This is a genomic window from Motilimonas eburnea (assembly GCF_021295345.1).
Taxonomy (GTDB): Bacteria; Pseudomonadota; Gammaproteobacteria; order Enterobacterales; family CBDFNC01; genus Motilimonas; species Motilimonas eburnea.
The window spans coordinates 29,429-51,270 of sequence record NZ_JAIMJB010000001.1 but is presented as its reverse complement, the minus strand read 5'-3'; the positions used below and the strand labels follow the sequence as shown (position 1 = coordinate 51,270).

The 21,842-nt window shown below is 47.2% G+C and carries 17 protein-coding genes; 13 read left to right on the top strand and 4 right to left on the bottom strand.

The genetic code is table 11. The features are described from left to right. Positions 1–112: 112 nt before the first annotated feature. The 7 genes from K6Y21_RS00215 (at position 113) to K6Y21_RS00185 (ending at position 7,926) form a co-directional block, all read left to right on the top strand. Positions 113–1,729: a sensor histidine kinase gene (locus tag K6Y21_RS00215; RefSeq protein ID WP_233069588.1), complete on the top strand. Its 1,617-nt coding sequence runs from the start codon at positions 113–115 to the stop codon at positions 1,727–1,729. Positions 1,730–1,731: 2 nt separating this feature from the next. After that, positions 1,732–3,273, top strand: coding sequence for an HD domain-containing phosphohydrolase (locus K6Y21_RS00210; protein ID WP_233069587.1), 1,542 nt, complete (start codon positions 1,732–1,734; stop codon positions 3,271–3,273). Between the two features lie 237 nt (positions 3,274–3,510). Next, on the top strand, positions 3,511–4,938 hold the full coding sequence (locus K6Y21_RS00205) for a carbon starvation CstA family protein (RefSeq protein WP_233069586.1): 1,428 nt from the start codon (positions 3,511–3,513) through the stop codon (positions 4,936–4,938). Positions 4,939–5,256: 318 nt separating this feature from the next. Then, positions 5,257–6,168, top strand: a complete 912-nt coding sequence (gene yegS / locus K6Y21_RS00200) for a lipid kinase YegS (RefSeq protein ID WP_233069585.1) — start codon at positions 5,257–5,259, stop codon at positions 6,166–6,168. Between the two features lie 315 nt (positions 6,169–6,483). Then, positions 6,484–7,035 carry a hypothetical protein gene (locus K6Y21_RS00195; RefSeq protein WP_233069584.1) on the top strand — a complete coding sequence of 184 codons (552 nt, stop codon included), beginning with the start codon at positions 6,484–6,486 and terminating at the stop codon, positions 7,033–7,035. A 102-nt stretch (positions 7,036–7,137) separates the two neighbouring features. Further along, on the top strand, positions 7,138–7,299 hold the full coding sequence (locus K6Y21_RS00190) for a hypothetical protein (RefSeq protein ID WP_233069583.1): 162 nt from the start codon (positions 7,138–7,140) through the stop codon (positions 7,297–7,299). Between the two features lie 273 nt (positions 7,300–7,572). Further along, positions 7,573–7,926 carry a DUF2750 domain-containing protein gene (locus K6Y21_RS00185; RefSeq protein ID WP_233069582.1) on the top strand — a complete coding sequence of 118 codons (354 nt, stop codon included), beginning with the start codon at positions 7,573–7,575 and terminating at the stop codon, positions 7,924–7,926. A gap of 105 nt (positions 7,927–8,031) precedes the next feature. Here the strand turns inward: K6Y21_RS00185 and K6Y21_RS00180 are convergent, their stop codons facing one another. Both K6Y21_RS00180 and rlmF read right to left on the bottom strand, forming a co-directional pair. After that, positions 8,032–9,375 carry an alanine/glycine:cation symporter family protein gene (locus K6Y21_RS00180; RefSeq protein ID WP_233069995.1) on the bottom strand — a complete coding sequence of 448 codons (1,344 nt, stop codon included), beginning with the start codon at positions 9,373–9,375 and terminating at the stop codon, positions 8,032–8,034. A 23-nt stretch (positions 9,376–9,398) separates the two neighbouring features. Next, on the bottom strand, positions 9,399–10,517 hold the full coding sequence (rlmF, locus tag K6Y21_RS00175) for a 23S rRNA (adenine(1618)-N(6))-methyltransferase RlmF (RefSeq protein WP_233069581.1): 1,119 nt from the start codon (positions 10,515–10,517) through the stop codon (positions 9,399–9,401). Positions 10,518–10,822: 305 nt separating this feature from the next. Between rlmF and K6Y21_RS00170 the strand changes: the two genes are divergently transcribed. After that, positions 10,823–11,743: a LysR family transcriptional regulator gene (locus K6Y21_RS00170; RefSeq protein ID WP_233069994.1), complete on the top strand. Its 921-nt coding sequence runs from the start codon at positions 10,823–10,825 to the stop codon at positions 11,741–11,743. A gap of 71 nt (positions 11,744–11,814) precedes the next feature. Here K6Y21_RS00170 and focA read toward each other — a convergent pair whose 3' ends face one another. Beyond that, positions 11,815–13,356, bottom strand: coding sequence for a formate transporter FocA (gene focA / locus K6Y21_RS00165; protein WP_233069580.1), 1,542 nt, complete (start codon positions 13,354–13,356; stop codon positions 11,815–11,817). A 277-nt stretch (positions 13,357–13,633) separates the two neighbouring features. On the opposite strand from focA, the gene K6Y21_RS00160 reads away from it, so the two are divergent. The 4 genes from K6Y21_RS00160 to K6Y21_RS00145 all read left to right on the top strand — a co-directional run bounded on the left by K6Y21_RS00160 (position 13,634) and on the right by K6Y21_RS00145 (position 20,031). After that, complete coding sequence (locus K6Y21_RS00160; RefSeq protein WP_233069579.1) at positions 13,634–14,116, top strand: LabA-like NYN domain-containing protein; 483 nt, start codon at positions 13,634–13,636, stop codon at positions 14,114–14,116. Positions 14,117–14,226: 110 nt separating this feature from the next. After that, positions 14,227–14,736 carry a hypothetical protein gene (locus K6Y21_RS00155; RefSeq protein ID WP_233069578.1) on the top strand — a complete coding sequence of 170 codons (510 nt, stop codon included), beginning with the start codon at positions 14,227–14,229 and terminating at the stop codon, positions 14,734–14,736. A gap of 87 nt (positions 14,737–14,823) precedes the next feature. Then, positions 14,824–16,887 (top strand): alkyl/aryl-sulfatase, encoded by a 2,064-nt coding sequence (locus tag K6Y21_RS00150; protein WP_233069577.1) that lies wholly within the window; start codon positions 14,824–14,826, stop codon positions 16,885–16,887. A 195-nt stretch (positions 16,888–17,082) separates the two neighbouring features. Next, positions 17,083–20,031, top strand: coding sequence for a M6 family metalloprotease domain-containing protein (locus K6Y21_RS00145; protein ID WP_233069576.1), 2,949 nt, complete (start codon positions 17,083–17,085; stop codon positions 20,029–20,031). Between the two features lie 69 nt (positions 20,032–20,100). Here K6Y21_RS00145 and K6Y21_RS00140 read toward each other — a convergent pair whose 3' ends face one another. Beyond that, positions 20,101–20,733, bottom strand: coding sequence for a LysE family translocator (locus tag K6Y21_RS00140; protein ID WP_233069575.1), 633 nt, complete (start codon positions 20,731–20,733; stop codon positions 20,101–20,103). Between the two features lie 104 nt (positions 20,734–20,837). Between K6Y21_RS00140 and K6Y21_RS00135 the strand changes: the two genes are divergently transcribed. After that, positions 20,838–21,827 (top strand): Gfo/Idh/MocA family protein, encoded by a 990-nt coding sequence (locus K6Y21_RS00135; protein WP_233069574.1) that lies wholly within the window; start codon positions 20,838–20,840, stop codon positions 21,825–21,827. Positions 21,828–21,842: the final 15 nt, after the last annotated feature.

Below are 21,842 nucleotides of genomic sequence, written 5' to 3'. Positions count from 1 at the left end.
CTCACTCGGCTTAACACATGCTTTGCATGTCGTCGTGAAAGCGCTCACGAAGCCGTTAGCAATAACTCAGCTCTTGAACTAAATTGAACAATAAACAGAGAAAGTATGGGATATGACAGCTTCCACTTGGGCCGAACAATATTGCACACAATCCTCTTCGCTGATGATGTTATATCAGCCTGAGTCTCACTACCTTTGTCAAAGCAAACCCCTTAAGGCCGAACTGACAAGAGGCGCAGTCGATATCCAGCGCTTCCTGGAGAAACTTGACGCCAGTGAATTATTGCAACCCGACTTTACCGCTCTTTCCCTACAACTGGACAAGGTAAGTCACATTGATGGCCTTTACTTGTATGAGTTAAGCCATGCTGACCATGAAACGACAGAAAGTTGGCAAATGTTTGCCAACACCATGTCTCGATTGCATGAAATCATGCTTAGACTCAGTCAAGTAGATTCATTAGAACAACTGTACAAACAAGCCATTATTGAGGCACAAAAGCACCTTTATCTCGATAGATTAGCCATCTTTCTATTAGACCCCGAAACCAATGAAATGGTCGGCACATGGGGCACAGATGAAGATGGTCAGGTAAAAGATGAAACCCAGTTTCGAGGACCGATACCCGAAGCCCCTTGGGTAGAAATGACCTTGGCTTCCAAGGAGCATGTGGAAGTGTGGGAAAATGTTGACTTACTTTACTACAACAAGGTGGTAGGCAAGGGCTGGAACGCCATGGCGGCCATGTGGGATGGAGATAAGCCCATCGGCTGGATAGCATGCGATAATTTAGTACATAAACGCCCCATGCAACCCTGGCTAAAGGAAATAATAGGCCAGTTTGGCCAATCCCTTGGCCACACCTTGGTCCGCTATAACTATTTAAATGAGTTAAAACACGTTAATGAAAACCTTGAAGCCTTGGTCATCGAGCGCTCATCTCAGTTAAAACACAAGATCGAATTGCTCGAGCAAACGCAATCTGAATTGGTCGAGTCAGAAAAATTAGCTTCACTAGGAGGGTTAGTGGCGGGGGTTTCTCATGAAGTTAACACCCCCTTGGGGATTGGCGTCACCGCGGCATCACACCTCGTCGTACAAGCAAAACAAATCCAAGGCTTGTACCAAAATAAAACCATGAAAAAGTCGGATTTGGAAACCTATTTTAGCTACACCTTAGAAACAGGTGAAATAATAGAAAACAACCTACAACGTGCCAGTGAGCTCATCAAAAGCTTTAAGCAGCTCGCTGTTGACCAGTCCATCGATGCCACCTTTGATATCAATATGAAAGAGTTAGTCGATAATATTCAAAACAGCTTTCATCACAAATTCAAAAATCGCCCCATCTCTTTTATCAACCATATTGATGAAGGGGTCATCTTCCACGCTTGCTCCAGTAAACTCAATCAGATACTCACTAATTTAGTCAACAATTCGTTAGTACATGGCTTTGACGACGGCCACCAAGGCACCATAGAAGTCAACGCAGCCATTGAGAGCGGCCAACTACACCTAAGTTATTTTGATACGGGCACAGGGGTGAGTGATGACATTCTAAGCAAACTTTTTGAACCCTTTTTTACAACCAAAAGGGGCAAAGGTGGGACAGGACTGGGGTTAAACATCGTATACAACATCATTCGCAAAATGGATGGAAAGATTGAATTGCACCATATGCAACCATCAGGTTTACGTGCAGATATCTATTTACCCGCAGAGGATTAGCCATGAACGATGAACTTTTCAGTGATGATTTTTTCGCCGATGAAGATGACAACCAAGTAAGCACATATCCCCCTTGGAATGTGTTGATTGTGGATGATGAAGAAGAAATACACAAGGTAACGAAACTGGCATTGACTGGCGTTGAGTTTGAGAACCGTCCTCTTCATTTTATCAGTGCTTATTCAGGCAAAGAGGGGCAACTTGCCTTTCAAGAACACAGTGATATCGCCATGGTGTTGCTCGATGTTGTGATGGAAAATGAACATGCTGGATTAGATTTAGCGAAATGGATCCGCGAAGACTTCCACGATCATAATGTGCGAATTGTCCTTAGAACCGGGCAACCGGGGCAAGCTCCAGAAACGTCCGTGATCCGCGATTACGACATTAATGACTACAAGGCAAAAACCGAGCTGACCGCGCAAAAGCTCTTTACCACCACCATGACAGCGCTGCGTGCTTATCAACACATTATGATTTTAGAGCACAGTAAAGTGGGCATGGAACAAGTCGTTAAGGCAACAAAAAATGTAATGGACAAACAAGGGTTTGTTGCATTTACCAAAGCGGCCTTAGAACAAATTGTCACCCTTATTAATGTAACAGACACCTTACTGCTTGATTTAACAAAGCAAGTTTTTGAGACAGACATAAACCGCCGCTCCATTCTCACCATTTGCGGCACAGGTAAGTTTGCCCAAGAAGAGCAACAACAACACAGCACCACAACCCTGCCATTTGCCGAGCTTATTGAGCGAGCAATCACAACTCGCCGCACTATTTTCGAAGAGCAAGAATTACTTATCTACTGCCAAAGCGCTCACTATGCCATGGCTTTTTATATTCAAGTGGACACCTCACTTGAAGCCCTTGATAAACATTTACTAGAAGTATTCACCGAAAATTTAGTGGTCGGCCTTAAAAACATCGACCTAAACGATCAGATGAAAAAGGCTCAGCGTGAAGTCATTTATCGCCTGACCGAAGTGGTAGAAAGTCGCTCAAATGAAACCGGATTTCATGTCAAACGTGTTGCACGTTACTGCGAGTTACTCGCCCAACTATATGGGTTATCGGAAGAAGATTGTGAGACCATTTTATTTGCTTCCCCTTTACATGATATAGGTAAAGTGGGGATCCCTGACAGGGTGTTAAATAAACCGGCCAAGTTCAATGATGAAGAATGGGCCTTAATGCAAACCCATGCCGAAAAAGGCCAGCAAATGCTTATGGGCTCTCATTTAACACTGCTTGATGCGGGCGCCATCATCGCGGGAACACACCATGAAAGATGGGATGGCCAAGGTTACCCACAGGGGCTTTCTGGCACCGATATTCCTATATTCGGCCGCATTTGTGCCTTGGCAGATATCTTTGATGCCCTTTGTTCAAAACGGATCTACAAAGAGCCATGGAGCATTGAATCGGTATTTGAGTATATTGAGCAAGAATCAGGAAAATTCTTCGAGCCCTTACTTGTTTCCTTACTACTAGACAATCGTGACAAGTTTTTAGCCATTAGAGAAGAGCTGACGGATGAATAAGTAGCTCTCTTCAACATTAAACCTGTAATCCATTGTTAAGTAACCGTTGCTTAACATGCTGGTCGATTGGCTAATTAACTGCTCCTGATTAGCCAAAGAGAAACCAAGAGTAAAACCACTTAACTGACCAGCCAACCGCTTAGCCATTCAATATGACCACTTAACTAATTTGGCCGCGAATAGGATCTGTTTATCGATTAGCCTGATGTGATTAACCCCTCTATTAAGGAAGAAATCATGTTGTGGTTTTTACTCTGCACCGGCCTATTAGTGGCTGGCTATTTTACTTACGGCAAAGTCATCGAAAAGATTTTTGGCCCTAAACCTGAGCGCCAAACCCCGGCCCATACCCTGACCGATGGGGTTGACTTTGTGCCCATGTCCAATAAAAAAGTCTACCTGATCCAACTGCTTAATATCGCCGGTGTTGGCCCCATTTTTGGCCCCATCTTAGGTGCTTTATATGGCCCCGTTGCCATGCTCTGGATCGTGATTGGTTGTATCTTTGCCGGCGCAGTGCACGATTATTTCTCTGGCATGATGTCGGTGCGCGCCAATGGCGCCAGCGTGCCCACCATAGTGGGTCAACAACTGGGCAACGTGGCTAAGCATTTTATGAATGCCTTTGCCGTGGTGCTCTTGCTCTTGGTCGGCGTGGTCTTCGTACTTAGCCCAGCAGGCCTTTTAAGTAGCCTGTCAGATACCGGTGTGGGCATGTGGATTGCACTTATTTTTGCTTATTACGTCATTGCCACTATCGTCCCCGTGGATAAGATCATTGGCCGCTTTTATCCCTTTTTTGGTGCTCTGCTCATTTTCATGAGCGTTGGCTTAGTCATCGGCCTTGCGGTCAGTGACCACGGTTTTTACTCACAAGGCATTGATTTCAGCAATTTGCATCCAACGGATTTACCTTTGTGGCCACTGCTATTTATCACCATCGCGTGTGGCGCGGTATCGGGCTTTCATGCTACCCAATCGCCACTGATGGCGCGTTGCATGCAAAATGAAAAATCAGGCCGCTTTGTGTTCTATGGCGCCATGATAGGTGAAGGTGTGATCGCACTGATTTGGTGTACTTTAGGTTTGTCTTTCTACGAAAGCACCGATGCATTAAATGCTACCCTAGCAGCTGGCGGCCCTTCTGCCGTGGTGCATGAGGTTTCTACCTCACTACTTGGCACCATAGGCGGCATCTTGGCAATCTTAGGCGTTATCGTGCTACCTATCACCTCGGGTGATACCGCGTTTCGCAGCGCACGCTTGATCATTGCCGACTTCTTAAAGCTGCCTCAACAAAATATGCCTAAGCGCCTATTAATCGCCATTCCTATGTTTATTATTGGTTACCTGATCACCCATGCCGAATTTGGCGTGATTTGGCGCTACTTTGGTTGGGCCAACCAAACCACCGCCATGATTATGCTATGGGCTGCGGCCGCTTACTTGGCGCGCGAAGGTAAATTCCACTGGATATGCAGTATTCCAGCCACCTTTATGACCGCGGTAACCTTCACCTACCTCGCCAATGCAGGCATAGGTTTTGGTTTACCCATGGCCACGTCGACCGTGTTTGGCCTAGCCATTGCGACCTTAGCTATGGTGACCCTAATCATAAAAACCCGCACCCTCCCCTTGGTCGCACAGGTTAAACAAGGGGAATAACCCTTTAACTTTGGCTGTAGCTGAAACTGGTATCCATTAAGGTTATTCAATGCTCATACCATCAAGCTTGATGGTATGAGCATTTTTTGTTTGAGCCTTAGTTACAGGTTTAGTTTACTGGTTTAGTTCCTGGGTTAAGAGCTATTAAAAAGTCTTGGATCGCTAGAATATTCATTTAGGTGGCATTGCTTTTGAAGCTGGTTTAGGTGTGAAATAGATCAAGTCAGTGGCTGCCTGACTTTTTGCTCCCCTTTAACGAATAATGTATAACAATGATACAAATGCCAGCCCCTATACTTAGGCTAATAAGGAATATTCATGTCTCATCTAATGGTGATCCTCAACGGTAAAAAAGCGAGCAACGAGGAGATCCGCGCTGCTATCTATCAACAGCGTGATAAGGGGCAACTGTTGGATGTGAGAGTAACTTGGGAAGGCGGCGATATATTGCGCTTTGTCGACGAAGCTATTGAGCGCTCAATACCACGGATCTTAGTTGGCGGTGGTGATGGCAGTCTTAACGAAGCAGTTAACGCATTAATGCAATATGAATATAACAAAAGACCGGAACTCGCTATATTGCCGCTGGGCACAGCCAATGACTTTGCTAGCAGTGCTAATATTCCACAGCAACCAGAGCAAGCATTAAGGCTGGCTCTTGAAGGGCGAAGTGAGGCATGTGATCTGCTAAATATGGCTGGTCGCTATTGTCTCAACGTGATCTCGACTGGTTTTGGTGCCGAAGTAACCCGAGAAACCCCGGTTGAGTTAAAAAACTTCCTTGGAGGAGGCGCTTACACCCTGATGGGCATCGCCAAGGCGGCAGGGTTTCAGCCCTACCCGGTGACGCTAAAAGGCGCAACATTTACCTTCAGTGGCACCATTCTCGCCGGCGTTCTCTGTAATGGATCTCAGGCTGGAGGGGGGCAACAGCTGGCTCCTAACGCTTGGATCAATGATGGGTTAATGGAACTGACACTGATCCGCCATTTCGAACCCAGCCAGCTGCCGCAAGTAATTAGTGAGCTATCCAACTTTCCCCGTAACGGTGAGTTTATCAAAACATTCCAGTGTGATTGGGTAGAAGCCAAAACCGCTGGCCGCAACATTCCAGCCAACTTTGATGGCGAATCTGTCAATTCTGAAACAGAAACCATTCGTATTGAAGTCGTCAAAGGAGCCGTTCGGTTAGTGCTGCCAGATCCCTGCCCCCTGATCAAACCCAATTAACCTAGCTTTAGCCGTGTAGTGCTCTACTTACTACGGGGTAGGATGTAAATTAGCGCAAATGGATTGGTGTGTAGTGGTACAACTACAGCCTTTAAGACGCCGGATATATGTCGAGAAACCGTTACCCCAACAGTGAAAGCTCCAGCTTAGTGCAAGGTGATATATTGAGCTAAAAATACACATAAATTAAACACACTCCCCTTGAATTATAGGGAGTGACCATATATGTCCAATATTAGATCATAGGCAATACTTTATAATGAAATGGTTTGTTGGTAAGGTGCTAAAAGATAAGGATAAAACATCAGGTGAGAAATGATTGGAAAACTACGAAACACCTTCAAAAGTGTATTTTGGTATGCATTTATAAAAGATTTCAAGTCTCATAAGGTAGCATTCAGTGTTGCTTGCATCGGAATTATTTACATAGTGGTTTTCGGTATTTTTGGTGAAAACGCAGAACCATGGTTTCCTTATGCAGATCAAATAGATAATGTTCTCAAGAATTTGTCGTATTCATATGTTGCTGCATATATATTTTTTGTAATGACGACATCCATTAAATATGCGAGTGATAAAAGAAAATGCTATGAGATGTCCAAGAGAACACTGGAAATTGTCGCAAATCGGGTAGGAATGTTCTTCTTCTATGCAGGACTTGATGTTGGTCCATCAAATATTAAGAACTGGCCTGATAGAAAAGGGAGCTTTAACGCTAGCGAAGCTTCCTTGTCTAACCTTGATAAGTTTTTTAAACAGAAAAAGTTGTCTGATTCTACGCCTAGAATATCACCTCCTATGGACTACCTTTCGGCCATAAAATATACATACCAACAAGTGCTGAATGATGAATCAAGGTTTTCCTAGTGGACTAAAGATGATGAGTTATCTTTCGAAATCATGGAGTTCTATGAGAAAGTGAAAATGAGGAAGTTTAATCCAGCAAGAGACTCCCAGGCTGGCGACCTTATGACTAAGTCACTTGCTTTTTACTATGTTTTTGGAAGTATTAGCCCTTTTTATCTGGTCAGCGCGTTTAAATCTTTGAATGACGCTTTTGAAGAAATATATGGCGTTAAAGCTGTTGATATTGAATTTGTTGAGGTCTATAGCGGGGAACAAGCGCAATAGCGGGGGCAATCTCAATGATACCTATGCCACCTGTGCAGTTGGGCAGGCTTGCAGACAGCTTGCCGTCCCCTCGAAGCGCGTTGCTTAACTAAAATATCAAGCAAGCCCAGAGCCCCCCTGCATCGCACACCCAATTATTGATATCACACATCAACACCACAACTTCATCCAAAGATATATAGACTTTATCGCATTAGCTTCTTATGCTTGCCACATTCAACGAGTTTAATCGAATTTGTTACCCTTTCTAACCTTAAGCACTGAGAGCGCACTATGTCTAAATTAACCCAAGATGTGAAAAAGAACACCGCCCTGTTTGTGGCTGACAGCCAGAAAACTGAAACCGTGTGGGGGCTTTGTAACGACCAAGGCCAGTGGCTATCATTAGATTCATCTGAGTTTGAAGACTCGGAAGTGATGCCATTTTGGAGCCAAGAGGAAGATGCGCAGTGTCATTGTGTGGATGAGTGGGCGAGCTTTGTGCCTACCAAGCTGTCACTTGAGGAATTCTTAGAAGATTGGCTCACCACACTGGCAACGGATGAGGTGCTAGTGGGGTTAAACTGGAACAATGAGCTTGATGGTGAAGAGTTAGAGCCAAGAGCCGTACTGGATCTTTACTTATAATCCTGCGATACAACTAAGTTGTAACTTAGTTAAGCCTTAGGCGTAACTAGCGAGTCAACGCAGCAGTCTTTTTGCATTAGCTCACTGCTGCGTTAACTTGAAACATTATTTCTGCTTGTTGAAATACTGCTTGGTCAAACCAAACACCACCGGGCTTAACAGCGCTAGGGCAATCAAGTTTGGAATCGCCATCATGGCATTTAAGGTATCTGCCAATAACCAAACAAAGTCCAGCGACAACATGGCACCAATCGGCACGACTAAGGTCCAAATTAAACGAAACGGCTTAATGGCACGCTCGCCTAATAAGTATTGCACGCATTTCTCACTGTACACGCTCCAACCTAAAATAGTGGTAAACGCAAAGATTGCCAGCGCGATAGCCACCACATAGTTGCCCATAGGGATAGCCTCGGCAAAGGCCAATGAAGTTAACGAAGCCCCCGTTTCGCCCGAGGTCCACGTCCCAGTGACAATAATCGCTAAGCCGGTGATAGAACAGACAATCAAGGTATCAATGAAGGTCCCCAACATGGCCACTAGACCTTGCTCCACTGGATTATTGGTTTGCGCCGCGGCATGGGCAATAGGGGCACTACCTAGGCCAGCTTCATTTGAAAACACACCGCGCGCGACACCAAAGCGAATGGCTGCCCACACCGCCGCGCCAGCAAAGCCACCTTGCGCGGCCACCGGATTAAACGCACTGTGCACAATCAAAGAGATGGCTGCAGGGATTTCGCTGATATTAATGATTAACACCGCTACCCCTGCGGTGAAGTAAAACACCGTCATTAAGGGCACAAGCTTACCCGCCACATCGGCGATACGCTTGATGCCCCCCATGAGCACCGCGCCTACCAGCACCGTTAGTACCACGGCGGTTAGCCACATGGGAATACCAAAATTGCTATTTAACGCATCGGCAATGGAGTTGGCCTGCACCGTGTTACCTATGCCAAAGCCAGCAAACGCACCAAAAAACGCAAATGCCGTGCCCAGCCAAGTCCATTTGCTGCCAAGGCCGTTTTTTATGTAATACATGGGGCCACCAATATGCTGGCCGTTGGCGTCAACTTCACGATATTTTACTGCCAATACCGCCTCGGAAAACTTAGTCGCCATGCCCACTAAGGCGGTGCACCACATCCAAAATAATGCTCCCGGCCCACCGACAAAAATAGCCGTGGCAACCCCCGCTATATTCCCCGTGCCTATGGTGGCAGAAAGGGACGTCATTAGCGCATTATAGGGGCTGATATCACCTTCTTTACTTTGATCGCCGCTGCGACCACGCCATAACAGCTTAAAGCCAGCGCCTAGTTTTAAAATAGGCAATAGTTTTAAGCCTAATGATAAAAATAGCCCCACCCCTAAGATCATCACCAACATAGGTGTGCCCCAGACAAAGCCATTAATCAGATTGACCCACTCCGTTATTGTTTGCATCATTTCCCTCTTTTATTTAATTATTACCAATGCGTTTTCCACGCACCTTGTTGCGCGGGTGTTTGAAAACTCCACGCGACGATGCGACTTATTTTTTGTCCCTGCTGCATCTGTAATATTTCGACCTGAGCCGCTCCCGCCTCAGCTAACTGTTTTTTTAATGGCCTAACGTGCTCGCCCTTGGCAATCAAGCTGGTAAACCAGCACACCTGATCGGCAAATTGACGGCTTTCGTTAATCATGCCTTTGACAAAGGCGAGCTCTCCCCCCGGGCACCACAACTCAGCTTGTTGGCCACCAAAGTTAAGTTGAGGTTTACCTTTTTGCGGCGCGTGCCCTTTACCCTTGTTGTGCTGGTTTCCCTTGTTGCGGCTTAAGTTTTGCCACTTCCGCTGGCTGCCCCGATAGCCCTGCTCTAACGAGCTGTGAAACGGGGGGTTACACAGGGTTAAACTGATCTTGTCATCGGCACTGATGATCCCTTTAAAATACTGATTTGGGTTGGATTGTAATTTCACCTCCACTTTTCCCGTCAGTACGGCGTTCGATTTAACAATGGCATTGGCAGTATTCACCGATACCGGGTCAATGTCACTGGCCAAGCAGTGCCAGCCATAGCTTTGACTGGCAATAATAGGGTAAATACAGTTAGCGCCCGTGCCGATATCCAGCAATTTAACCTTACTGCCTGTGGGGACCTTGCCATGATTCAGTTTGGCCAGTAGCTCACTGATATGGTGGATATGATCCGCCCGCCCTGGGATGGGCGGGCATAAATAGCCCTTAGGGATTTGCCAGAACTTCACCTTGTAATAATGGGCCAATATGGCTTGGTTTAAACACAACACCGCCTGCTCATTAGCAAAATCGATGGTCTGCTCGCCGCGAGGATTCAGGCGAAGATATTGCTTTAGTTCAGGTAAGGCTTGAGTTAATGCCGCCATGTTATATCGCCCTTGATGCGGGTTGCGCTGGTGCAGCCCTGCTTTTGCCGCCCCAGGGCGAGCTTTCACCTTGTCCACTTGAGGGGACGTGGCCTTACGGCCAGCAGGAGATAAATTAACCCGGTGACGCTTGCCCTTATTTTTTGGCGCGCGCGATGAAGTAGCAGAAGAGACCTTTTTGCAACGATTAACAGACATGAAACACCATTTTCAACCACATATAGACTCAGCCAACCGCAAAGCATGACGCTTTATGGCTAGCTGTAAATCCAACTATTCTACTTTTTTATCACATTAGTCGCGATAAATTGCATAAAGCTTCATTTTTAAAAGATAAATACCGACTTAGATCAAATCAGCGCAGAACAAAGGCATTGCTGAGGCTGTGGCTAACTTATAAAATAGGCATCAAATAAACCATCAATATTTCTGATACCTAGTCCCAGCTACAGAAATACACTCGATATGGTGCCATCCCTCATTTAGCCGAGCCCTTTGTCATGATGAAATATTCTCTAAAACAATTAGCCGTATTTGATGCCGTCGCCAGTTTGGAAAGTGTGAGCGCCGCCGCAAGAAAGTTATCCATGACCCAATCGGCCGTCAGCATGTCATTGTCACAACTTGAAAATTTACTCGATCGCCCGTTGTTTATCCGGCAAGGCAACCGGTTAAGTCTAAGCCACTGGGGCAAGTGGCTTAGGCCCAGAGCGAAGCGTTTATTGCAAGATGCGCAGCAAATTGAATTAGGGTTACACGAGCAGCATATCATCAGTGGCCAACTGCAATTGGGCTCAAGCCAAACCGCAGCGGAGCATTTGCTGCCCGATCTCATCAGTAAAATTGATGAAGACTTTCCAGAGCTTAGGGTAGAGCTGATAGTTGAAAATACCGAAAATGTCATTGAAGGTTTGCTCAATTATGAATATGAACTGGGCATTATCGAAGGACGCAATGATGACGCACGGATTCACTCTGAAACCTGGATGGACGATCATCTCGTGGTGATAGCTTCACCGCACCACCCCTTTGCCCGTCATACCACGGTCAACCTAGCTCAGCTTGAGCAAGCCAAATGGGTTTTGCGCGAACAGGGCGCGGGAACGCGACGAATTTTTGATGGTGCGGTGCACGGCCTGATTGAAAACATTAATGTCTGGAAGGAATACGAACATGTGCCCGTGTTAAAAGCCTTGGTCAAAAACGGCAATTATCTTGGCTGCGTGCCCTATTTAGATGTCGAGCAAGATGTGACGAATGGCCACTTGGTGGTGCTTAATACCCCGCAACTTAATATGAAACGCAGCTTGTCTTTCATTTGGCGTAATGATGCCGGTGAAAACCCGCTGCGTGATTGCTTTTTGGCCGAAGCGCGACGCCTAGTCAAACGCAGAGAGCGCCAAGCAAATAAGTCCACTCGCTAAATCGATAAAAAACCGTTGCAAGGTTTGATTGCAACGGCTTTGGCTTAGTTAATTTTTATTGCTTTTGCTTATTAAGCCGCACTAACGGCCTCATTTTGAGTTTCAATTTGCTTTGGCTTATGGCCACGCACCAAACATTTTAGAATATGCTCACGTTGGATCATGCCACATAATTGCCCTTGCTCGACCACGGGATAAGCACTTGGGCGACGGGCGCTGGCGCTACGTAAACGCGCCTCATAGCTTTGGAAGCCGCCCCCTAAATACATCCCCGTGCTAGAGACAGGAAACAGGGCTTCTTTATCCACCACCATGGACTCTAACAATTGCGCAACCGAGTCATTAGGTGCCACGGTTAAGATCTCAAACTGCATTAAATCCCCCACCACTAGCTGGATCTGCGTGCTGTATTCTTCAGACCACATGGCTCTTAATAAATCTTGTTCAGAGACAAAGCCTAACAACCTTTGTTGTGGATCGACCACGGCTGCACAGCGGGCTTGCTGCTCGGCTAACAGCTCAATGGCTTGATATACATTCATCTCGGCACTGAGGGTAACAGGGCTGGTGTCCATCAGATCTTTAACGGCTAATTGGTTAATTACATTTTTCATTTCTTGTTCATCCTGTATTGAAATTGGGTTGTGTTTCATTGCGATGGTGGTTGGTATTGGTTGCTTTCCCTGCTCAACGGCCCAATAACCCAACCCCACCAGCAGACCGCCGCCAACTATGTTGCCTAGAGTCACCGGGATCAGGTTATTAAGGATAAAATGAGCCAGGGTTAAATCATTAAATTGAGTCGTCAACTCAACGGGATTGACGGCTAAACTGCTGGCGAGCGCGTCACTGGCAAAGGTGTGAATAGCGATGCCCAGTGGCACCATGAACAAGTTAGCAATACTGTGTTCAAAGCCACTGCTAACAAACATAGCCACAGGTAGTACCAGTAGCAGGCTTTTAGTCAACATGTCCTTGCTGCTAAAAGTCATCCAAATACCTAGGCATACCAATAAGTTACAAAGCACCCCTAAGGTAAAGGCTTGGCCCCAGCTGTGGTGAATTTTATGCTGTGCAATATGCAGCGCATTTAATCCCCACTGGCCAAGATCCAATTGCCACAAACCGGCTTCCATTACCAAGGCCAACATCAGCAGCGCGCCCACTAGGTTACCGCTGTAAACGCGAGCCCAGCAGCGCAATAACTGACCTGTGGTAATGGTTTTCTTGGCCCAGGCGATGGTGGTTAATACCGTGCTGGTAAATAGCTCTGCGCCACACACCACGACTAAGATCAAACCTAAGCTAAACGCTAAACCGCCTGCCAAGCGAACAAATCCCCAAGGTAAATCTCCCGCGCCTGTCGTGACGGTGATGTAAAAAACAAACGCTAGGGCAATAAATGCGCCGGCAAAAATAGCCAAGCCAAACGCGTACCAAGGTGCTTTGACTGCCTTGTCGTGGCCGTAATGCGCCGCCAAATCGACTAGGCTTGGCTTAGCCAAGGGTTGCAGGTGTTGTTCATGCCCTAGGGCAGAATGCGCCAGTGTCGGATAAGTTGCCTCCTTGTCAGTGATTGACGATGCCGAGATCAACCTAGGTAGTTGACTCATGAGGCAAACTGCCAATAGCAGCCTCCCGATAACCTGTTATCTAGCCTCTCTCTTTGCATATCCTCTCCTTATCTTATTGATTCATATTTTTTAATATTCAAAGCGCCAAACATGAGCGCCTAATCAGACTAGGTGAGAACACCAAATAATAAAATTTGATAATTTTTAACAAGTGATTCAATATTATTGATGGCAAGGATTAACCATCAATTACTTAACAGCCAGTCACAACTGCTGTAGGGTGAAAACGGAATTTTCATCATGTTAGGAACCGACTGTGCAGCAAACACCACGCCGCGTTGCCATATTTGTTGACGTGCAAAATATTTACTACACCACCCGCGAAGCCTACGGGCGCCCGTTTAACTACCGCGCCTTTTGGCAAAACATCGCAGCGCAAGATGAGATCGTCGCCGCCACCGCTTATGCCATCGCACGCGATGATGATGGCCAACATAAATTTCAAAGCGCCCTGCGCCACATTGGCTTTGAGGTGAAACTAAAACCCTATATTCAACGCAGTGATGGCTCAGCCAAAGGCGATTGGGATGTGGGCATTACCATAGACATGATGGAAGCCGTGCGCGAAGTCGATAAGGTGATTTTGTTATCGGGCGACGGTGACTTTGATTTATTGCTCACCAAGTTGGCTGAATATGGGGTGCGCTGTGATGTCTATGGCGTGCCCAGCCTCACGGCCAATTCCTTGGTCAATGCCTGCAGTCAATTTCACCCGATCACAATAGAAGATTTGCAGTAAGCCTCATTGATGTGAATATAATTCACACCTTAACTTAAGGTAGCCTTATTGTTAGCTTAAGTGACACCTCCTAATATGGCCTTATGCGCTCAACAGCAATGAGGCCGAAAATGAAACCAGCACGACTACGACCTTTAGTCCTAGGCACCTTGCTAAGTGCCATGCCCCTTGCCACCAGCCAGGCTTGTATTGGTGATGGCGCGATTGACGGGGTGTTAATCAGCGTACCTGCTGGCACTTATGCCCTCGCCGATGCCATGTATCAGGCCATCAGCAAGGGGCAGATCACGCCCGTTGCCAATACCTCATTAAATACGGTGCAATTTATGATGCAACGTCAGCTGCAGCAGCATTACCAAGGCGAAATATTGGATATCACCTTATTTGACTCCAGCGGTATGCACTTTTTACGTTTACGCGGCGACGGTCAATCCCTGACATTAAATGCACATGAAGTGCCAAAAGACCAATTTCAAGACATCTTGGTCACCGACGTAGATGCACTCGCGGCCATGGCCAGAAAACAGGCTAGCTTTAGCGATATTGTTCGCTTGCAGCTAATGCATGACGCCACCAGCCAAACCGAATTTACCCAATTAATGCAGCGAACATACGGTTAATTGTTCGCGAACAACGAGTTGAAGGCCTGCCATCGATGAGCTAGCCACAAACTCATCACTTTTTGCCATCAATTAAAGAGGCTCACTATGAAACTTACCACCATCACGACCGCAATTGCCCTCGCAATGTCTGGCTCAGTTTGGGCTAGCGAAACCAATGGCGATGCTAACGAACAATGGAATGCAAAACAAAAGCCCGCTTCCGAGCACACCATTAAGTTCCAAAATGAGCTGCGCAAGAGCTTGCCTTTTGCCGATGACAAAGATTTTGAGCTAGCCGATAAAGGCTTTATCGCCCGTCAAGACAACTTAGAAATAAAAGATGCCAACGGCAATGTGGTATGGGAGTTAGGCAGCTATGACTACCTCTTAAAAGGCAAAGATTACGACAGCATTCACCCCAGCATGCAGCGTCAAGCCGAGCTGAACATGAAGCACGGTTTATATGAGTTGCTACCGGGTAAGGTGTATCAAGTGCGCGGTTATGATCTCGCTCAGATCAGCTTTGTTCGCAGTGATAATGGTTGGGTCGTCTTTGATCCCCTAACCATTCCAGAAACGGCGGCCGCCGCCTATGAATTATTTAAAAAACACGCTAAAGATGGCAATTTACCCATAAAAGGTGTGGTTTACTCTCACTCTCACGGTGACCATTTTGGTGGCGTAAAAGGCGTGGTGAGCCAGGAGCAAGTGGATAAAGGCGAAGTGGAAATCATCGCACCGCGCGCATTTTCTGACTTTGCTATTTCAGAAAACGTCTTGGCAGGCAATGTGATGGCGCGTCGTGTGGTGTATCAGTACGGCAACACCTTAGAAAAAAGCGAATTAGGTCAAGTGGATGCGGCGATCGGTAAAGGCGTAGCTAACGGCGGTTTATCACTGATTTTACCCACTCATCAAGTCGATGAAGACATTGAAACCGTGACGGTCGATGGCCTTGAGATGATCATGCAAAATGCCCCCGATACCGAAGCGCCATCGGAAATGAATACCTATATTCCGGCTTATAAAGCCTACTGGGGTGCAGAAACCACGGTAGCGGGTCTACACAATGTTTACACCCTGCGCGGCGCCTTTGTGCGCGACACCTTGCAATGGGCCGATGTGATCAACGAAGCCTTGTATAAATTTGGCGGTGAAGCCGAGCTGTTGTTTGCCTCCCACGGCTGGCCTCGTTGGGGCAATGCCGAAATCCAAGACTACATGCGCAAGCAACGTGACATGTATGGCTATTTACATGATGAAACCTTGCGTCTGATTAACCACGGCGTCAGCATCACCGACATTCAAGATGAGTTTTATGTGCCAAAAGCCTTAGCCGATGAATGGTACTTACGCGGTTATCATGGCTCATATCACCGCAACGCTAAAGCGGTTGCCAATAAATACATAGGTTACTTCGACATGAACCCAGCTAACTTGTTGCATTTAAATAGCGTCGATGAAGCCACCAAGTACACCGAAGCCTTTGGTGAAGAAAACATCCTTAAAGTGGGTCAACAAGCCCTCGAAGAAGGTGAATATCGCTGGTGTGCGACCGTGGTCAATAACGTGGTGTTTGCCAACCCAGAAAATATGCAAGCCCGTTATCTACAAGCCGATTGTTTAGAGCAGCTTGGCTACCAAAGCGAATCATCGGGCGAACGTAACGTATTCCTTGCTGGCGCCAGTGAACTGCGTAACGGCATCGTCAAGGTGAACTCAACTAAGGCAGTGACACCGGATATAATGCAAGCCATGCCCACACGTGATTTTCTTAACTTTATGGGCGTGCGCTTTAACGGCCCTAAAGCCGCCGAGGATGGTTTTACCCTTAAGGCAAACCTGATCATGCCAGATCGCGATGAACAGTATGCCATTGAAGCCAGTAATGGTCGCTTAAGCAACATTGAAGGTTATAACATTAAAGAAGCCGACTTTAGCCTGATTCTTAATCGCGCCGATATGACCTTGATGCTACTTAAACAAGTTAGCCTGCCTGAACTTGTAAAATCAGGTCGCGCTAAACTGGAAGGCAACGCAGCTAAGTTAGATGAGCTGACTCAATACATGGATGATTTTGAGTTCTGGTTTAAGATGGCTCTGCCACAAGATCACAGCGGTTACAGCTATGGTAAAGCAAAAACCGGTATTTCACCGATTAACCGCTAATCACACATCATGACGGACTTAAGCCCCTACCTCAGGGGCTTTTTTGTTTGCTTTGGAATACAAGCTCACAAGCCCCTGCTCACTACAACAGCAAACCAGTCTCATTATCTGAGCCTTTTTTAAATCCGGTTAGAGAAATCGTCCTAATCACCGACAATCATGGGTTCCCTTGTTTTGCAGTACAAAAAGGACGATATGAACAAGATCAAGCTGTTTCCTTGGCTCGCTGTGCTCACCGCTATGCCCATTGCTATGCCTAGTTTGGCGGCCACCCCTCCCGCCTCCGGCTCCCATACCATCACCTTAGCCGATGGCAGTGAGCAACAAGTGCAGATACGCGGTGGCTTTGGCCAACATTGGTACCAAACAGAGCAAGGGGCAGCGATAACGCGCGATCCCGCCAAAGCAGATCACTGGGTATATGCTCGAACAACCCAAATTAAAGACCAAAGTGCGGTTTCACGCACTCATATTGTCGCCTCGGATATCGCGGTTAGGGCAGCGCAGCCCGCACCTGATTTCGCTTTTTTTAATCCCTTTATTGGCAACACCTTCGCCATCCAAAACAAAGCATTTGCCAAGGCGGAGCAAACGAGACCTCAAGCGCGCCAACACATTCAAAGGAGAAGCGCGTCTGATAAAACGGTGACGCAGCCATTATTAGTGGTGCAAGTGTCATTTAGCGACCAGAATATGGTGCATGACTTTAGTCAACGCGTATTTGGCCATGAGGGTCAGAGCACCTCGGATTATTTTTTAGCTAACTCCAATAACCAGTATCACGTTGTCCCAGCCAAAGAAACCGCAGGCACTGTGGATGATGGCATTATTAATGTCAGTCTGGCCCAAACCCACCCAAATTGTAACGATCAACATTTTTGCCCTACGCTGTTGGACTATGCCTTTAGCGAAGCCTACCAACAGATCGATCCTTACATTGATTTAAGCCAGTACGATCACAACCAAGACGGTGAAATCAGCCCTGACGAACTATCGGTGATGTTTGTATTTGCCGGTAATGATATGTCAGGCAGCCTGCAGACCCCTGCCATCTGGCCTCATAAGTCGGCCCATACTGCTATCACCTTAGATCAGGTGAGTATTTCTGAGTACTGCGTGTTTGGTGACTTTCAAAATGACAATCAAGCTACCCTGGGCGTGATCGTTCATGAACTGGGTCATTTGATGTTAGGCCTACCCGACTTATATTCCTACTTTGAGCGTGGTTCGATTGGTGAATGGGGCCTAATGGGTGGGGGCTCATGGACGCAAAAACCCGGTGACCTCTATGCGGGTGACACCCCAGTAAATATGACGGCATGGAGTAAACAAGCAGCTGGATTCATGACGCCAAGGGTGTTAACCCAATCCGGCCAATATCGGCTAGATACGCAGCATGACAGTGCCATGGTGTACCTCGACCCTTATCTTAAGGAGGCAGGGCCTCGCTTGTATATAGAAAACCGCCGCCTGCAAGGCTACGATCAAGCCTTGGTGAGTGAAGGGGTGCTGATCACCAGCGTGGATATTCGCCAGCCTTTTAATGACAACAGCCCAATGCAAGTACAAGTCATGCAAGCAGATAACCGCAATCACCTTGGCTTTAACCAAGGTCAAAGTGACGCAGGCGACCTCTACCCGGGCAGTAGTCAAAACCCAGTACTCGGTGACCATTCAGCGCCGTCACTGTTGAATGTGTATGGCCAGCAAACGGGCGTCGAAATCAGCGACATTCAAAGTCAGGCTGAGCAGGCCAGCTTTACCTTAACCTTGCCCGATCACGCTAACAAAAGTGCTTGGTTTACTCCCCTTGAGCGAGGTTATCTTTACCGTGGACATCAGTTAAACAACATTGCTTTTGCCATCGATATCAGTGAAACCTTTGATCAGTTTGTCGGGTTTAACTATTTTGCCTATGCCACTGGCTTTGCCCCACTTGACCTAACCCTTAGCTACTATGCCAGCGAGGGTACCGGCTTAGCCCTCGATCTCAACGCAAGGACACCTCAGTTGCTGTGGCAGGGGCAAGTTGATGCAGAACAAGGGCGCATTATGCTGCCATCTCAGGTGAGCTTGCCCATAGGCAAGGGGATCTTATTATTTGAAGTGACCGGCGGCGAGCTCGAAATTAACCCGGTATATAGCCATGACTACAGCAGCCGCTTGTACGATCTTACGCCAAGCTGGATTGGCACCACGCAAGAGCGTCAAGACGGCGCGCTGTTTAATTATGGTTATCTTAATGCGCCCTTTGCTGCGTTATTAGAAACCGATGTAAACCAGTTTGTGCAAGCCAAAAGCGATAGCTATCAACTGGATGAGGACACTCAGTTGACACTCGATATTGTGGCGAATGACTTCATTAAGCTGGGCTATCCAATGCAGGCAATCGAACTCGTCGAAGCGCCTAAGTTGGGCCTGTTTGATACCGCCAGCGGCCTTTATCAAGCCACTGCCAATGCCAATGGCGAGGACAGCTTTCGTTATCGGGTGATCTTGGCGAACGGGGTGAAATCCAAGCCAGCACAAGTTAGCCTCACTATCGCGGCCATGAACGACGCGCCCAATGCTCAAGATGATGATTTTCACCAAGACGTAAATAGTCTCGCCATGCTAGATGTGCTGACCAACGATATTGATATCGATGGTGATGCGTTAACCCTTACACGCATTGTCAGCGCCCCAACTCACGGTCAGGCCCGTATCGTTAATCATCAAATCGAGTTTGATAGCCAGTTAAGCCGCTCTCTTGCCAGCAACACGCAATTAAGGGATCAATTCAGTTATGAAATCAGTGACGGCCAAGGCGGGATAAGCACAGCCCTAGTGCAAGTCATTATCAATGGGCCAGAGCCTACGCCCGTGCCTACGCCAGAGCCCACACTAGAGCCAACGCCTGAACCCACAACGGCCCCTACCGCAGAGCCAACGGCTACGCCAACTATTGCACCAACGGCTGCGCCTACGATTGCGCCTACCGCGGAGCCTAGCACAGCCCCTGTTGATCTTGATCCGTCTACCACATCAACCGAAACTAAGAGTCAAGTATCAACTGGCTCTGGCGGCGGGGGTAGCCTAACTTGGCTTAGCTTAGCTGCATTGATGGGCTTAGTCGCAGCAAGACGAAGACCGCGTTACACATAATAGGTAACACATAAGGCTTAAACCCTATCCAAGCCGCACCTAGTGTGCGGCTTTGTGGTTGCAGTAAAGCTAACTCTTACTCACTATAATTTTTAATCCTAATGCCACCATGGCACCGCCTAAGATGCGATCTAACCAATGACCCAAACGCATAAATTTACGATTGATCGCGGGGCGAGATAACAGGCCAACCACGGCCGAAAACCAAGCTAATTGGATCACCATCATCCATACGCCATAGATAAATAAATGGCCCATGGGAATATCTGGGGTGAGCACTAGGGTAAACAGGGACACAAAATAAATCGGCGCCTTAGGATTAAGGGCGTTGCATAAAAAGCCTAAACCTATGGTTTTCGCACCAGATAATGGCTTAACTGGCGCAACAGACTCAGCTGACGCACTAGGCGCAATCGGCTTGGCCAATAGCCCTTTTATGCCCAGATAACAAAGGTATCCCCCGCCTAAGACCTTTATCAGCCAAAGTAAGCTCGTCGAATTGGCAATCACCGCGGCTAAGCCAAAGGCCGAATAAAGAATATGAATGGAAAGCCCCAACGCGATACCCACACTGCAAAGCAAACCGGCTTTTTTGCCGCGGCTTAAGGTTTGCTGCGACACCAACACAAAATCTGGCCCGGGTGAGGCTGCAGCCAACAGATGAATTGAGGTAATTAATATCAAGCCTTGCCAAAGATCCATGAAGTGCTTCCTAAGCTGCTAAAGAAATTTTAAAGTACGACTGAAAAGAGTTTCACTATACAAGCGCCATCACAATCAAATCAATCTAAATATCAAGGATGCCAATGCCACGTTTTAACTGGGGAATTATCGCCACCGGCAATATCGCCACACAATTTGCCAATGGGATAGCACAAGTCCAAGATGCTAACCTAATGGCGGTCTATTCGCGAACCCTTAGCTCGGCCGAAGCATTTGCCAAGCAACACAATGCCAGCCATTACTATGACGATCTCGCGCAGATGTTAGCCGAGCCAAGCCTAGATATCGTCTATATTGCCAGCCCCCATCCTTTTCACTACAGCCAAGCCAAGGCAAGTATTTTGGCGGGCAAAGCCGTGTTGTGTGAAAAACCTATCTGTTTAAACCGCCAACAAGCCGACGAGCTTTTTGCCCTCGCCAAAAAGCATCAAGTGATGCTGATGGAAGCCATGATGATCCCGCAGTTTCCTGCTTTTAGCACACTGCAAAAACTCATTGCCGATGGTGAGTTAGGCCAACTAAAAGGCATTCAAGCAAGTATGGGGTTTGCGGCGGAGCAAGACTGGCAAAACCGCGTATTTAATCCAGATTTAGGCGGCGGCGCGCTGCTAGACATCGGCATCTACCCCTTGACGTTTGCTTACCTTATAGGCGGGGGCGACATCACTCAACGACATAGCCAAGTGGAAAAAGCGCCAACGGGCGTGGATTTACACGCTCAAGTGCAGCTAGTTTTTAAACATGGCTTAATGGCCAATTTGGATTTTAGTATCGGTCATTACATCCCCTGCCAAGCGAGGGTAATGGGCGATAAAGCCATGGCAGAAATTGATAACTTTAGCTTTGCCCCAAGTGCCATCAAGGTGATAGATAAAAGTGGGCACTTACTTAAAACGCTTCCCTGCCCCTATCAAGGCAGTGCCTATGAATTAGAAGTGCGGCACATGCAAGCTTGTTTGGCGCAAGGACTCACAATGAGTCCCTTGGTGCCCGCAAAGCTTAGCCTTAGCGTATTGGGATTAATGGATCAGCTACGCCAAGATTGGCAGCTCAACTACCCTAATGAGGCCTAGATTTAACGACTAACT

Bases quoted from the DNA above. Each gene is read 5' to 3' on its own strand.
- K6Y21_RS00155 (WP_233069578.1), top strand. From the start codon at position 14,227: ATGAAACCAGCACGACTACGACCTTTAGTCCTAGGCACCTTGCTAAGT.
- K6Y21_RS00145 (WP_233069576.1), top strand. From the start codon at position 17,083: ATGAACAAGATCAAGCTGTTTCCTTGGCTCGCTGTGCTCACCGCTATG.
- K6Y21_RS00185 (WP_233069582.1), top strand. From the start codon at position 7,573: ATGTCTAAATTAACCCAAGATGTGAAAAAGAACACCGCCCTGTTTGTG.
- K6Y21_RS00150 (WP_233069577.1), top strand. From the start codon at position 14,824: ATGAAACTTACCACCATCACGACCGCAATTGCCCTCGCAATGTCTGGC.
- rlmF (WP_233069581.1), bottom strand. From the start codon at position 10,517: ATGTCTGTTAATCGTTGCAAAAAGGTCTCTTCTGCTACTTCATCGCGC.
- K6Y21_RS00140 (WP_233069575.1), bottom strand. From the start codon at position 20,733: ATGGATCTTTGGCAAGGCTTGATATTAATTACCTCAATTCATCTGTTG.
- K6Y21_RS00210 (WP_233069587.1), top strand. From the start codon at position 1,732: ATGAACGATGAACTTTTCAGTGATGATTTTTTCGCCGATGAAGATGAC.
- K6Y21_RS00215 (WP_233069588.1), top strand. From the start codon at position 113: ATGACAGCTTCCACTTGGGCCGAACAATATTGCACACAATCCTCTTCG.
- yegS (WP_233069585.1), top strand. From the start codon at position 5,257: ATGTCTCATCTAATGGTGATCCTCAACGGTAAAAAAGCGAGCAACGAG.
- K6Y21_RS00190 (WP_233069583.1), top strand. From the start codon at position 7,138: ATGACTAAGTCACTTGCTTTTTACTATGTTTTTGGAAGTATTAGCCCT.
- K6Y21_RS00195 (WP_233069584.1), top strand. From the start codon at position 6,484: ATGATTGGAAAACTACGAAACACCTTCAAAAGTGTATTTTGGTATGCA.
- K6Y21_RS00205 (WP_233069586.1), top strand. From the start codon at position 3,511: ATGTTGTGGTTTTTACTCTGCACCGGCCTATTAGTGGCTGGCTATTTT.
- K6Y21_RS00180 (WP_233069995.1), bottom strand. From the start codon at position 9,375: ATGCAAACAATAACGGAGTGGGTCAATCTGATTAATGGCTTTGTCTGG.
- focA (WP_233069580.1), bottom strand. From the start codon at position 13,356: ATGAGTCAACTACCTAGGTTGATCTCGGCATCGTCAATCACTGACAAG.
- K6Y21_RS00170 (WP_233069994.1), top strand. From the start codon at position 10,823: ATGAAATATTCTCTAAAACAATTAGCCGTATTTGATGCCGTCGCCAGT.
- K6Y21_RS00135 (WP_233069574.1), top strand. From the start codon at position 20,838: ATGCCACGTTTTAACTGGGGAATTATCGCCACCGGCAATATCGCCACA.